The sequence below is a fragment of the Bradyrhizobium sp. USDA 336 genome (genome assembly GCF_044908355.1).
GTDB lineage: Bacteria > Pseudomonadota > Alphaproteobacteria > Rhizobiales > Xanthobacteraceae > Bradyrhizobium > Bradyrhizobium yuanmingense.
This window is the reverse complement of record NZ_JBIYDC010000002.1, coordinates 3,285,443-3,298,012: the sequence shown is the minus strand read 5'-3', so window position 1 is coordinate 3,298,012 and position 12,570 is coordinate 3,285,443. Positions and strand designations below refer to the sequence as shown.

At 65.6% G+C, this 12,570-nt stretch carries 11 protein-coding genes; 5 read left to right on the top strand and 6 right to left on the bottom strand.

Annotated features, from left to right (window positions below):
- The first annotated feature begins 6 nt into the window (after positions 1-6).
- Positions 7-456 (top strand): hypothetical protein, encoded by a 450-nt coding sequence (locus ABIA45_RS16305; RefSeq protein ID WP_404652815.1) that lies wholly within the window; start codon positions 7-9, stop codon positions 454-456.
- Between the two features lie 91 nt (positions 457-547).
- Positions 548-1,567, top strand: a complete 1,020-nt coding sequence (locus tag ABIA45_RS16300; protein ID WP_404652814.1) for a S1C family serine protease — start codon at positions 548-550, stop codon at positions 1,565-1,567.
- Between the two features lie 145 nt (positions 1,568-1,712).
- On the opposite strand, the gene ABIA45_RS16295 is transcribed toward ABIA45_RS16300, so the two are convergent.
- Positions 1,713-5,189: an indolepyruvate ferredoxin oxidoreductase family protein gene (locus ABIA45_RS16295; RefSeq protein WP_404652812.1), complete on the bottom strand. Its 3,477-nt coding sequence runs from the start codon at positions 5,187-5,189 to the stop codon at positions 1,713-1,715.
- A gap of 163 nt (positions 5,190-5,352) precedes the next feature.
- Here ABIA45_RS16295 and ABIA45_RS16290 point away from each other — a divergent pair, with 163 nt between their 5' ends.
- The 3 genes from ABIA45_RS16290 to ABIA45_RS16280 all read left to right on the top strand — a co-directional run bounded on the left by ABIA45_RS16290 (position 5,353) and on the right by ABIA45_RS16280 (position 8,998).
- The gene (locus tag ABIA45_RS16290; RefSeq protein WP_404652811.1) at positions 5,353-6,294 is read left to right on the top strand and encodes a hypothetical protein; all 942 of its coding nucleotides are present in this window, start codon (positions 5,353-5,355) and stop codon (positions 6,292-6,294) included.
- Between the two features lie 326 nt (positions 6,295-6,620).
- Positions 6,621-7,319, top strand: a complete 699-nt coding sequence (locus ABIA45_RS16285; RefSeq protein WP_225139651.1) for a cysteine hydrolase family protein — start codon at positions 6,621-6,623, stop codon at positions 7,317-7,319.
- An 11-nt stretch (positions 7,320-7,330) separates the two neighbouring features.
- Positions 7,331-8,998 (top strand): regulator, encoded by a 1,668-nt coding sequence (locus ABIA45_RS16280; protein WP_404652809.1) that lies wholly within the window; start codon positions 7,331-7,333, stop codon positions 8,996-8,998.
- A 52-nt stretch (positions 8,999-9,050) separates the two neighbouring features.
- Here the strand turns inward: ABIA45_RS16280 and soxA are convergent, their stop codons facing one another.
- From soxA to ABIA45_RS16255, 5 genes are all read right to left on the bottom strand, one after another.
- Positions 9,051-9,830 (bottom strand): sulfur oxidation c-type cytochrome SoxA, encoded by a 780-nt coding sequence (gene soxA / locus ABIA45_RS16275; RefSeq protein WP_404542822.1) that lies wholly within the window; start codon positions 9,828-9,830, stop codon positions 9,051-9,053.
- Positions 9,827-10,144: a thiosulfate oxidation carrier complex protein SoxZ gene (soxZ, locus tag ABIA45_RS16270; RefSeq protein ID WP_404542820.1), complete on the bottom strand. Its 318-nt coding sequence runs from the start codon at positions 10,142-10,144 to the stop codon at positions 9,827-9,829. Before soxZ ends, soxA begins: the two co-directional genes overlap by 4 nt.
- Positions 10,144-10,611, bottom strand: coding sequence for a SoxY-related AACIE arm protein (locus ABIA45_RS16265; protein ID WP_157280931.1), 468 nt, complete (start codon positions 10,609-10,611; stop codon positions 10,144-10,146). The genes soxZ and ABIA45_RS16265 overlap by 1 nt, the downstream gene beginning before the upstream one ends.
- A 4-nt stretch (positions 10,612-10,615) precedes the next feature.
- Positions 10,616-11,059 (bottom strand): sulfur oxidation c-type cytochrome SoxX, encoded by a 444-nt coding sequence (gene soxX / locus ABIA45_RS16260; protein WP_271545676.1) that lies wholly within the window; start codon positions 11,057-11,059, stop codon positions 10,616-10,618.
- 193 nt (positions 11,060-11,252) lie between these two features.
- The gene (locus tag ABIA45_RS16255; protein WP_404652806.1) at positions 11,253-12,524 is read right to left on the bottom strand and encodes an FCSD flavin-binding domain-containing protein; all 1,272 of its coding nucleotides are present in this window, start codon (positions 12,522-12,524) and stop codon (positions 11,253-11,255) included.
- Between the last annotated feature and the right edge of the window lie 46 nt (positions 12,525-12,570).

The window sequence follows — 12,570 nt, the reverse complement described above, 5'->3', positions numbered from 1 at the left end:
GCTGTAATGTCCGCAGACAACCAACTGACACGCAGGCAGCGCGACGATCTCCGCGCCATCGCCGCGATGATCATCCCGGCCAGTGACGAGTACAAGGTGCCGGGCGCCGATGATCCCGCGATCCAGGCGGACATGCTAGCAACGCTCGGTCGCGATACCAAATTGGTCGCGGCGGCGCTGGATCATTTGGCGCGGCTCGCCGGCGCCCCGCTCGCCGAGCTCGATGCCGCCAGACGCGATGCGGTGGTGCACGAGTTTCGGAAGAGCGGCGGCGTTGCCGCCGCAACCCTCGTCCGTGTCGTGCTGCAATGCTATTACCGCGACGACCGCGTGCTGGGCTCGTTGGGGCTCGAGCTGCGCGCGCCATTCCCCAAGGGCCATGTGCTCCCAGAGGGGGACTGGTCGCTGCTCGATCCGGTCAAGGCGAGAGGTGGTTCGCTGCGGCGCCCGCCCTAGCCATCTGGGCAGTCCGGCCCAGCGCTCCAGGCGGGCCACTTGCATCGGCGGGAGCAGGCCACCATCTGTGTGAGCCTCAAGGACTCTTGCCATGTTGGACTTCACCTCAGATATCGCCGATGACGCACCGTCATCGCGGACGAATGCGGCCGCCCCGGTCGATGACCGGGCGCTGCTGGACGCCTATTCCCATGCCGTGATCGACGTCACCGATCGCGTCGGCCCTGCGGTCGTGCGCGTCGAGACCGGCCCCAAGGTGCCGAACGGCCGGAAGCGCGGCGGGCTCGGCTCCGGCATCGTGATCTCGCCGGACGGACTCGTGCTCACCAACAGCCATGTCGTCGGCACGTCGAAGGAGATCCGGCTGCGCGACGTCGAAGGCCATGTCGGCGACGCCCAGGTGCTCGGCGTCGATCCCGACACGGATCTGGCGCTGTTGCGCGCCAATGGCGTGCGGCACTTGCCCTATGCCGCGCTCGGCAATTCCAAGAATCTGCGGCGCGGCCAGCTTGTGATCGCGATCGGCAATCCGCTCGGCTTCGAATCGACGGTGACGGCCGGCGTGGTCTCCGCGCTCGGCCGCTCGATCCGCTCGGTGAGCGGGCGCACCATCGAGGACGTGATCCAGACCGACGCCGCGCTCAATCCCGGCAATTCCGGCGGGCCGCTGGTGTCGTCGCATGCCGAGGTGATCGGCATCAACACCGCGATCATCAATGGCGCGCAAGGAATCTGTTTTGCGGTGGCCAGCAACACCGCGCAATTCGTGCTGTCGGAGATCATCCGCCACGGCTATGTCCGCCGCGCCTATATCGGTGTCGCCGGGCAGACCGCGCCGGTCCCACGGCGGCACGCGGTGCTGGCCGGCGTCGAGAACAAGATGGGCGCGCTTCTGATGCAGATCGAGCCGGATGGACCGGCGGCGAAGGCAGGCCTGTTGCCCGGCGACGTCGTGATCAGGCTCGACGGCGTCGAGATCAACGGCGTCGACGATCTGATCCGCGTGCTGGACCGCGACCGGATCGGCCGCCGGCTACCCATGGACGTGCTGCGCCTCGGCCGCCTCCGGGCGATCGACATCGATCCCGTAGAGCGCAAGCCGGTGCGCTAGCGCAGAGCGGTAGCGAGCACGTCTCCACGATCTCGTCATTGCGAGCGAAGCGAAGCAATCCAGACTGTCTCGGCGGAAAGACTCTGGATTGCTTCGTCGCAAGGGCTCCTCGCAATGACGCGGAGAGAGCATGGGCCTTCCCCCGCTACTCCGCAGCCGCGGCGAAGCGGCTGTTCTCGAGCTCCGCTTCCAGCCGCGCCGTCTCGGTCGCCGCCAGCTTGACGTTGGCCTCCTTGACGTGGCCGAAGCCGCGGATGGTCTCCGGCACGCGCGCAAGCCGCGTCAGCAGCGAGATCTGCTCCGGCTTCAGCCCTGTGATCCGCTGATCGATCATCGCCAGATAATCCGCGATCAACTTCCGCTCGGTCCGGCGCTCCTCGGTGCGGCCGAACGGATCGAACACGCTGCCGCGCAGGACCTTGAGCCTGGCGAGCAGGCGGAAGCCGTGGATCATCCAGCTGCCGAATTCCTGTTTCTGCAGGTGCCCGGTCGTCTTGTCGCGCTTGGCGAAGATCGGCGGTGCCAGATGGTACTTCAGCGTAAAGTCACCATCGAATTTTTCGGACACCTTTTTTGCAAAACTGCCGTCGGTATAAAGTCGGGCGACCTCATATTCGTCCTTGTAGGACATCAGCTTGAACAGGTTCTTTGCGACCGCTTCTGTGAGCTCGGTTGACCCGGGCGAAGCCGCGCTCTCCGCCTTGCGCACCTTCGCGACGGCTGCGATGTAGCGGTCGGCATAGGCCTTGTCCTGATAGGAGTTCAGGAATTCCGCGCGCGTCGCGATGGTGTCGTCGAGCGATTTCGCCGGCGCGGACGCTCTCGCCTTGAACTGAAGCACGCTGCGCACGCGCGACATGTCGTGGGCTGCGAGACGGCCCCAGGTGAAGGCGAGCTTGTTCATCTCGATCGCAGCGCCGTTGATCTCGATGGCACGGAGCAGGGCCTCCAGCGACAGCGGGATCGCGCCCTTCTGGAACGCAAAGCCCAGCATGAACGGGTTGGTTGCGATGGAATCGCCCATCAGGGCCGCGGCAATGCCTGTCGCGTCGATGATGTCGAGGTTGTTGTCGCCGATAGCGTCGCGGAGCACGGTCTGCATCGCGCCCATCTCGAAATCGAGATCGGGGTTTTGCACGAAGCTCGCGGTCGGCTGCAGATCGGCGTTGATGTAGGCCTTGGTCAAGCCGCGCTCGGCGCGGCTCAGCGCCGTCGGGCCCGCGGAGACGATCATGTCGCAGCCGAGGATGACATCGGCGCCGCCGGTGGTGATGCGGACGGCGGAGATGTCTTCCGGCCTCCGTGCGATGCGGACATGGCTCATCACCGCGCCGTTCTTCTGCGACAGGCCGGTGAAGTCGAGCGCCGAGCAGCCGCGGCCGTCGACATGGGCGGCCATGCCGAGCAGGGCTCCGATGGTGATGACGCCGGTGCCGCCGATGCCGGTGACGAGGATGTTGTAGGGCCCGTCCAGCTCACGCGCCGGCGGCAGCGGCAGATCCGCGAACAGCTGGCCGGAATCCACAGCCGAGGTCTTCAGCCGCTTCAGCGAGCCGCCATGGACGGTGACGAAGCTCGGGCAAAAGCCCTCGACGCAGGAAAAGTCCTTGTTGCAGTTCGACTGGTCGATCTGGCGCTTGCGGCCGAATTCGGTCTCCAGCGGCTGCACCGAGACGCAGTTCGAGGCCTGCGAGCAATCGCCGCAACCTTCGCAAACGAGCTCGTTGATGAAGGCGCGCTTGGCGGGATCGGGATAGAGCCCGCGCTTACGGCGGCGGCGCTTCTCGGCGGCGCAGGTCTGGTCGTAGATGATGACCGTGAGGCCCTTGATATCGCGCAGCTCGCGCTGCACGGCGTCGAGCTCGCGGCGGTGGTGGATGGTCGCGCCTTGCGGGAAGTAATTGCCTTGCGGGTACTTGCTCGGATCGTCGGAGACGATCGCAAGCCGCTTGACGCCTTCGGCCCAGACTTGATGGGCGATCTGCGCGACGTTGAAGGCGCCTTCGGCGGGCTGGCCGCCGGTCATTGCGACGGCGTCGTTGTAGAGGATCTTGTAGGTGATGTTGATGCCGGCGGCCGAAGCCGCACGAAGGGCGAGCAGGCCGGAATGGGTGTATGTGCCGTCGCCGAGATTCTGGAAGATGTGCTGCTCGCTTGTGAAGGGCGACTGGCCGATCCAGTTCACGCCCTCAGCGCCCATATGCGAGATCAAGTCCGTGCGGCGGGTCGGCATGCTCAGGGCCATGCCGTGGCAGCCGATGCCGGCCATGGCGCGGCTGCCATCGGGCACCCGCGTCGACGTGTTGTGCGGGCAGCCCGAGCAGAAGAACGGCGTGCGCGCGAGCTTGATCGGCGTGCTGGTCGTCACCGGGTTGTCGAAGGCCTCGAGCCTGGCGAGGCGCTGCTCCAGCACGGGACTGTGATGGCCGAGCTTGCGCAAGCGCGCCACCAGCGCGCCAGCGACAATGGTCGGCGTCAGCTCACCCTCGCTCGGCAACAGCGGTGCGCCGCGCTCATCGCGCTTGCCGGTGACGGTCGGGCGCTTTGAGGCATCGACGTTGTAGAGGATCCGCATCAGCTGGTCTTCGATGAAGCCGCGCTTCTCCTCGACCACCAGCACGTCCTGAAGGCTTTCGGCGAAACGCCTGGCGCCGCTTTCCTCAAGAGGCCAGGTCATCGCGACCTTGTAGATGCGAAGGCCGAGATCCTGCGCGTCCTTGTCGGTGATGCCGAGGTCGGCCAGCGCCTGCCGCAGATCGAGATAGGCCTTGCCGGTGGCGACGATGCCGAGCCGCGCGGGCTTGGAATCCAGCACGATACGGTCGAGCTGATTGGCGCAGGCGAAGGCCTGCACGGCGGCCATCTTGGGGCCGAACAGGCGCTTCTCAGCCTCGAGCGGCGGGTCGGGCCAGCGGATGTTGAGGCCGCCGGGCGGCATCTCGAAATCGTCGGGGAGCTTGATCTGGATACGTTCAGGATCGCTGTAGATGGACGCCGAGCTCTCCACGGTTTCGCTGATCGCCTTGAAGCCGACCCAGCAGCCGGAGAAGCGCGACAGCGCAAAGCCGTAGAGACCGAGATCGAGATAGTCCTGCAGCGTTGCCGGGTTGATCACGGGAACCAGCGCCGCCGCGAAAACCTGCTCGCTCTGATGCGCCAGCGTGGAGGACTGGCAGCCATGGTCGTCGCCGGCGAGCGCCAGCACACCGCCGTTGCGCGAGGTGCCGGCGGCATTGGCGTGCTTGAGCGCATCGACCGAGCGGTCGACGCCCGGTCCCTTGCCGTACCAGATGCCGAACACGCCATCGACCTTGGCGCCGGGAAACAGGCCGACCTGCTGGCTGCCCCAGACCGCGGTTGCGGCGAGGTCCTCGTTCAAGCCAGGGACGAAAGCGATGTCGTGCTGCTGGAGGTGTGACTTCGCCCGCCACAACGCGTGGTCGTACATGCCGAGCGGGGAGCCGCGATAGCCCGAGATGAAGCCGCCGGTCTTGAGGCCCTGAAGCCGGTCGCGTTCGCGCTGCAACATGGGCAGACGGACGAGGGCCTGCGTCCCGGACAGGAAGATCCGCTTCGATTCGAGCCGGTATTTGTCGTCCAGCTCGACCTGCAACAGCGTCATTCGGGAGTCCTCGTCTTTCGTTCGGCGGGAGGTTTGCGCTGCGGGAGGGATCGCGGCTGCGCGACGCGAATTGTGACAGTGAAAAGGACGGGCCAGCGAAGTCAATATCGCTGGCCGCATCCGTGGCGCTCCTGCTAGTCATGGCTTGCACGCGGAGGAAAATATGATGGCGTTCGAGACCGAGATCACTCAGACCGGAGGCGCCTTGGTCGGGCCGTGGCGCCGGCCACGCCAGATGCTGCAGGCGCAGACCTACGACGCGCACGCCTCGATCCATGACGACGCCACCGCGCAGAAGCTCGGCTTCAAGGGCGGCACCATCGAAGGCCCGACGCATTTCAGCCAGTTCGCACCGCTTTGCGAGCGGCAATGGGGGCAGGTCTGGTTCGAAAGAGGTTGCCTTTCTGCCCACTATCGCAGCGTCTGCTACGAGGGCGAAGAGGTGCAGGCGATCCTAATGGCCTCTGAGGCTGAGCAACCGGAGTGTCAAATTCTAATGGTCAAGCGGGACGGCACCGAGGTGCTGCGCGGCACGGCCTCCATCATCGACAGCCCAACAGCCCTTGGTCTGCGTCTGCGTGAGCTTAAGCCGCTCGCCGACCCGGTGATCCTTCGCGACGTGCAAGTCGGCGTGACCGGCAAGCGCCAATCGGTGCGCATGGCGTTCGACCAGAACATGGGCGATCTCTATCCGTTCTCGCTGAGGCAGAAGCTCGCCGTCATCACCGAAAGCTCGCCGTACTATTCGGGCGCGGATAACCCGTGGGGCAAGCCCATCATCCCGATGGAGATGCTGAGCGTGCTGTTCCAGTACCGCTCCAAGGACGATCCGCTGCCGGCCAAGGGCCCGGCAGTCGGCCTGTTCGCCGACCAGGAGATCCGCCTGCTGAAGGGGCCGCTCTTCGAGGGCGAGGAATACGAGGTCGAGCGCGAAGTCGTCGCGCTCTCGGGCAGCCGCCGCACCGAAAGCGCCTGGGTCAAGACGCGCGTGTTCGACAAGGCGGGCACGATGGTCGCAACCATGTTGCTCAACGCGGCAACGCTGAAGGAGTCTTACGCCCCGTATGAGGAAGAGCATCGGCGGTTGTATGGGGCGGGGCGGTAGCCTCTGCTCGTCATTCCGGGGCGCGCGTAGCGCGAACTATGATGCGCAATTGCGCATCAGAGAATCCATCTCACCTCGCGCACTGCCGCCCGATGGATTCCGGGCTCGACGCTTCGCGTCGCCCCGGAATGACGAGCGGAGGCCGCTCATCCTTTAAGCAGATGCACGGTGCGAAGCCGTCGCACAGGGAATAAGCAGGCGCCGATCGCCGGCGTAACCTTCTGACTGCGCAACTAATTCCCTCGCGGCTCTCGTCCCATCGCAATTGTACACAATGGCACGGCGCTTGCAGAACTCCCGCTCAGGAGAGTTCTCGCGGGGCCGTCATGTTGAACTCAGCCAAGCCGACAAGGGGCGTCGTCAGCGCCGAGCCCGAGCCGATCACGCTCGACTGGCCCGCCACCGCGCTCCTCATCATCGACATGCAGCGCGACTTCATGGAGCCCGGCGGTTTCGGCGAAACGCTAGGCAACGACGTCAGCCAGCTCGCGCGCGCGGTGAAGCCGATCGGCGCGGTGCTGACGGCGGCGCGCGACACCGGCATGCTGGTCATTCACACGCGCGAGGGGCATCTGCCCGATCTCTCCGACGCGCCGCCGGCCAAGGTCGAGCGCGGCGCGCCGAGCCTTCGCATCGGCGATCCCGGTCCGATGGGGCGCATCCTCATTCGCGGCGAGGCCGGCCACGACATCATTCCCGAGCTCTATCCGCTCGACAGCGAAATCGTGATCGACAAGCCCGGCAAGGGGGCGTTCTACGCGACCGAGCTCGGCGAGGTCCTGGAGAAATACGGCATCGAGAATTTGCTGGTGTGCGGCGTCACCACCGAAGTGTGCGTCAACACCACCGTGCGCGAGGCCAACGACCGCGGCTATCGCTGCGTCGTCATCGCCGACGGCTGCGCGTCCTACTTCCCCGAGTTTCACGAGATGGGCCTGAAGATGATCAAGGCCCAGGGCGGGATCTTCGGCTGGGTCGCGGATTCAGCCGCAGTTCTGGAGGCAATGAAGGTTTCGACCACATAGGGGGTATTGTCATGAGCACATTGACGGGGGCGGCCGGCAGTTCTGATCTGAACAACTCCGACTTCAAGCCGGCGCTCTGGACGTCGGGCGACTGGAACGCGTTGTTCGGCTTCGGCACCAACATCCTCGTCAACATGTTGGTGCTCACGGGCCTGTTGCGCTTCGTGCTGAAGATGCCCGACAGCCTCGTGTTCGGCCGCATCCTGCCCGCGCTGGGGCTGATGATGTGTCTCTCCACTTTCTACTACGCCTATCTCGCCTACCGCCTCGCCCAGAAGACCGGCCGCAACGATGTCTGCGCGCTGCCGTCGGGCGTCAGCGTGCCGCACATGTTCATCGTGACCTTCGTGATCATGCTGCCGATCACGCTCAAGACCGGCGATCCGCTCAAGGGCTGGTCGGCGGGTCTCGTCTGGGTATTCTTCCAGAGTTTTATTTTAATGATCGGCGGCTTCATCGCGCCGTTCATCCGCAAGATCACGCCGCGCGCGGCGCTGCTCGGCACGCTCGCGGGCGTCTCCGTCACCTTCATCTCGATGCGGCCGGCGCTCGAGATGTACATGACGCCGCAGATCGGTCTCGTCTGCTTCGCCATCATCCTGGTGAGCTGGTTCGGCGGCGTGAAATATTGGCGCGGCATTCCCGCGGGCCTCGTCGCGATCGCGGCCGGCATGATCATCGCCTGGGGCTCGAACCTGTTCGGGCTCGGCCTCGGCGGCCTGAGCATCGCGGGTGTTGGCGCGGCCTTTGCCAATTTCGGGTTCTCGGTGCCGATCCCGGCGCTGGGCTATGTCTTCTCCGGCTTCGAATTCCTCGGCATCATCCTGGTCACGGCCATTCCGTTCGGCGTCTACGACCTCGTCGAGGCCATGGACAATGTCGAGAGCGCGGAAGCGGCCGGAGACGACTATCCGACCAGGCGCGTGCTCACCGCCGACGGCGTCGTCAGCCTGATCGGCTGCCTGATGGGCAATCCCTTCATCAACGCCGTCTATATCGGTCATCCCGGCTGGAAGGCGATGGGCGGCCGGATCGGCTATTCGGCTGCGACCGGCGTCATGGTGGTGGTGCTGTCCTGGTTCGGCATCATTTCGGTGCTGCTGGCGCTGGTGCCCGTCGTCGCAATCTCGCCGATCCTGCTCTACATCGGCATGCTGATCGGCGCGCAGGCGTTCCAGACCACGCCGGTCAAGCACGCGCCTGCGATCGTGCTGGCACTGACCCCGCACCTTGCCGCCTGGGCCAAGCTGCAGATCGATACGATGCTGGCCTCGACCATGACTGCGGCGGCAACCGTCGGCGGCATGGCCGCGGAAAAGGCCGACGCGGTCAAAACGGCTGCGATTGCCGCGCTGCCGCAGCAAGGCGTGTTCTATCACGGCCTCGAGGTGATGGGCGGCGGCTCCATCCTCGGCGGCCTCATCCTCGGCGCTATTGGTGTCTTCATCATCGAGCGCGATTTCGAGAAGGCCTCCGCCTTTGCGCTGGTCGGGGCAATCCTGACCTATTTCGGCTTCATGCATGGCGAGGCCGTCGGCATCGGCGGCGGCTTTGGCGTGACCCCCGCGGTCGCGCTGGCCTACGCCGTGATGGCCGCCGGCCTGTTCGCCGCCAGCAAGCTCGGCGCTAGCGAGCACTATGCCGCGCATCCGGAGATGTCGGCCGCGCCGGCGGAGTAGGCCTGGCTTTCACTTGAGGAAGCGGCCGGGCGATCGCCCGGCCGCTTCTGTTTCAGGGGCGTACCGCCGGCGTTTCCATCGGCAGGCCGCGCGCCCGCGACATCAGGTACAGTTCGAGCGCAACCAGCTCGGGTGAGCCGTAATCATAGGCCTGGGCGCGGACGCCGCTCATGCAGCTGCGCAGCCGCCGCTCCAGCGACCCCAGCGTCTGCCATTCCAGTCGATACAGCGGATAGCCGGTCGGCTGTCCTTGCGTGATCGGGGCGCCGGCGAGGCGCTTGTCGAAATTGTCGTCATGGCAGTTGGTGCAGGCAAGGTTGAGCTGGCCTTCGCGCTGCATGAAGAGGTCGCGGCCCTGGTCGACAAACGGCTTGAGCTGCGGATCGTCGCCGGCGGTGATCGGAATGCTGCGTGACTGGTGGCCGACGAGGGCGGACAATGCGAGCAGGTCGCGGCTCTCGTAAGGTAGCGGCGTTGCCTGCTGATGATTGGCCCGGCAGAGATTGATGCGCTGGTCGAGCGTGACGGGGCGCGCAAGTGCTTTGTCGAAGGCGGGATAACGCGCCGCGACGCCCTTCATGCTGGTGCGCGCATCGCCATGACAATCGGCGCATGCCCTGTCGGCGCTGCCGGTCTTCTTCTTCCACAGCTGCTCGCCGTCGAGCACGAACAGCATGCCGGGATTGGCGGTGTCGTCATCCTGCATCGCGCGGGTGTCCGGACCCATGAAGGCATAGCCGGAGCGGCGCGCATCGGACGGGATCTCTCCGGCGAGCAGGGCGGGGGCCGTGACGAGCAATATCGCCGCCGCTATCGCGCGCCAAGAGATCATCCGACCGTGATCGATGCCGATGCGGTGGACGAATAGCCGTTGTCGCCAATCCACTCGAACTCGAACTTGCCGCTCTCCTTGGCCACCGTGAAGAACGACAGATATGGGTTCGCCGCAATCGCCGGAAACAGGTCGGCACGAAAGATCTCGGCGCCGTTGTAGCGGCAGATGAAGCTCGTGATGATGTCGCGCGGCACGAGCTTGCCGTCCGCGGTGTGGCGGAATCCCGTTTCCATGATGTGCGAGGTCAGCGTGCGGATCTCGATGATCTCGCCGCGTCTGGCTTTCGAGGGAACGTTGATGAGGGCGGCCATCAGTTCATCTCCTCGGTGCAGGCCGCCAGCGTCACGACGACATCGGCGGCAACCTGCCAGAACGTGTCGTCGGACAGGCGCGCGATCGCGACCACCTTCTGGGTGTCGGCGAGCCGGATCCGGGTCGAGACCTGGGCTCGGCCGGCGGAAGGACCAAGATAGAAATTGCCGATGTTCGGCTGCGGGTTCTTCTCGTTGAAGACGTGGATGCTCTTGACGTGGTCATCCGCCGTCATCGGGCTCGCAACGCTGACTGTCACCGGCACCGTGTTGCCGTTCTCGACCAGCGGCGGAATGTCGAGCCTGATCCTGCCGTTGCGAAGCTGGGCTTCGCCGACGAGGTTACGGATCGCAGCGTTGAGCATCGCCGGCGTCGCTTGAAGCGGCCGCAGCGTCACGATCGGGACCGTGCCGGCGACTGTCACGCCTCCGGCAAGGTTCAAGAATTGTCGTCGCGTCGTTGGCATGAACCTAGTCCCGAAGCGTTGCAAGAAAGGCCACGATGTCCTCGATCTCCGCAGCCGACAGGATCGGCTTGCCGGCGAAGTTGCGTCCGACGCGGACGAGGCCATCGTTGCGATAATAGAACGGCATGATGGTGTCCGGATTGAAGCGCGAGGCATCGACCAGTCGAAGCCGCAACTGGCTCGCGGACCACCGGTTCCCGGCACCGGCAAGATCAGGCGCGAGGTCGCCCTGGAACCGCGTTTCCGGAAATGGGCCCGAATGGCAGAGGATGCACGTCGTCGTGCGAGTGAGCACCAGCGCGCGCCCGCGCGCGGCATCGCCGGGTGAGCCGGTGAGCGAGGCGGGAATGCCGTCGCCGACGATCTTGTAGGGTACGAGCTCTTCGGCTCTCGCCCCAGCGGCAAGTGCAAGGCTTAGCGTAATCACCGCAGCGACGACCGATGGAATGTGAGACGAGAGATCCAGCCGCAAGCTCCTCTTACCTCTCCCGCTTGCGGGAGAGGTCGGCGCGCAGCGCCGGGTGAGGGCTCTTTCCTCTTGGGGGGTCTCGCGAGCGGAGACACCCTCTCCCCAACCCTCCCCCGCAGACGGGGGAGGGGGCGCACTGTGGTCGTGGCGGCGGGCTCGTTCCATCATTGCCCTAGCCAAAGGTGTCCGCCGTGATGGCTTCAAACCAGCGCTCCGCCTCTGCCGCTTCGCGCGCCCGCAGTTCGGGCGGCGCGTCGACCGGGCTGGTGGTGCCGCCCTCGATCTCGGCGAAGATGTCGCCCCTGGGCTCGTAATTGCCGGCCAGCGAGAAGCCGTAACCGGGCGCGACGACGTTGTAGCAGACGCCTGTCAGGCGCGGCGTCTCCGGCCCGCGGCCTGCAAAGAGATTCACGATCGCGCCAGCACAGGCCATGCCTTGCGCACTCGCAGCGGATGCCGATTTTGGAATGCCGCCGCCGAGGCAGGCATCGCCAACGACGTGGACGTTCGGAACGAGTTTCGACTCGAACGTGACGGGATCGATCGGGCACCAGCCCGTCGCGTCCGCAGCGCCCGCGATGGCGGCGATGCGCCCCGCGCGCTGCGGCGGGATGACGTTGGCGACATCAGGGGTGTAGTTGCCGAACTCCGTGACGATGGTTCGCGTCGTCGGATCGATCGAGGTGACGCGGCCGCCTTGCGACAGTGCGACGCGCTCGATCATGTCGCCATAGAGCTCCTTCCACGCCTTCTCGAACAGCCGCTGTTGCGAGAAGGCGTCCTTGGCATCGAGGATCAGAACTTTCGACCGCGGCTTTCTCGACTTCAGGTAATGCGCGATCAGGCTCGCGCGCTCGTAGGGCGCTGGCGGGCACCGGGAAGGATTGGCCGGGATTGCAATGGCGACCGTGCCGCCGTCCGCCATCGCCTCCAATTGCCGGCGCAGCAAAAGCGTTTGCGCGCCAGCCTTCCAGCCATGCGGCATCGTCTCCGACGCGGCACCGTCGTAGCCGGGCAGGGCCTCGAGATGGAAGTCGATGCCGGGCGAAAGCACGAGGCGGTCATAGCCAAACGTGGTGCCATCGCCCGTCGTCACACGACGCGTCTGCGTGTCGATGCCCGTCGCAGCTTGTGTGACGATGCCGATGCCCCCGGCGGCAAGCTTGTCATAGCCGAACTGCTGCGCCTCTATCTCGCGCAGGCCCGCGATCACCTCGTTGCTGAAGGGACAGGAGATGTAGGTCTGGTTCGGCTCGATCAGGGTGACCTGTAATTTAGCATCGGCGCGCGCGAGCGCGCGGGCGCAAGCCGCGCCGCCAAAGCCGCCGCCGACCACGACGACGCGGCCCGCCGATTGCGCGCGCAGGATCGAAGGTGCGGCGAGCGATGTAGCCGCGACGGCGATGCCGAGGACGGCATTCCGCCGCGTCACCGGCGCATTCATGAGACTTGTCCGGAAAATGCTGCGGCGGCCGATACGGCCGCCGCGA

Coding starts and splice junctions, on each gene's coding strand:
- ABIA45_RS16290 (WP_404652811.1), top strand. CDS start 5,353: ATGATGGCGTTCGAGACCGAGATCACTCAGACCGGAGGCGCCTTGGTC.
- ABIA45_RS16295 (WP_404652812.1), bottom strand. CDS start 5,189: ATGACGCTGTTGCAGGTCGAGCTGGACGACAAATACCGGCTCGAATCG.
- ABIA45_RS16300 (WP_404652814.1), top strand. CDS start 548: ATGTTGGACTTCACCTCAGATATCGCCGATGACGCACCGTCATCGCGG.
- ABIA45_RS16305 (WP_404652815.1), top strand. CDS start 7: ATGTCCGCAGACAACCAACTGACACGCAGGCAGCGCGACGATCTCCGC.
- soxZ (WP_404542820.1), bottom strand. CDS start 10,144: ATGGCCGCCCTCATCAACGTTCCCTCGAAAGCCAGACGCGGCGAGATC.
- ABIA45_RS16280 (WP_404652809.1), top strand. CDS start 7,331: ATGAGCACATTGACGGGGGCGGCCGGCAGTTCTGATCTGAACAACTCC.
- ABIA45_RS16255 (WP_404652806.1), bottom strand. CDS start 12,524: ATGAATGCGCCGGTGACGCGGCGGAATGCCGTCCTCGGCATCGCCGTC.
- ABIA45_RS16265 (WP_157280931.1), bottom strand. CDS start 10,611: ATGCCAACGACGCGACGACAATTCTTGAACCTTGCCGGAGGCGTGACA.
- soxA (WP_404542822.1), bottom strand. CDS start 9,830: ATGATCTCTTGGCGCGCGATAGCGGCGGCGATATTGCTCGTCACGGCC.
- ABIA45_RS16285 (WP_225139651.1), top strand. CDS start 6,621: ATGTTGAACTCAGCCAAGCCGACAAGGGGCGTCGTCAGCGCCGAGCCC.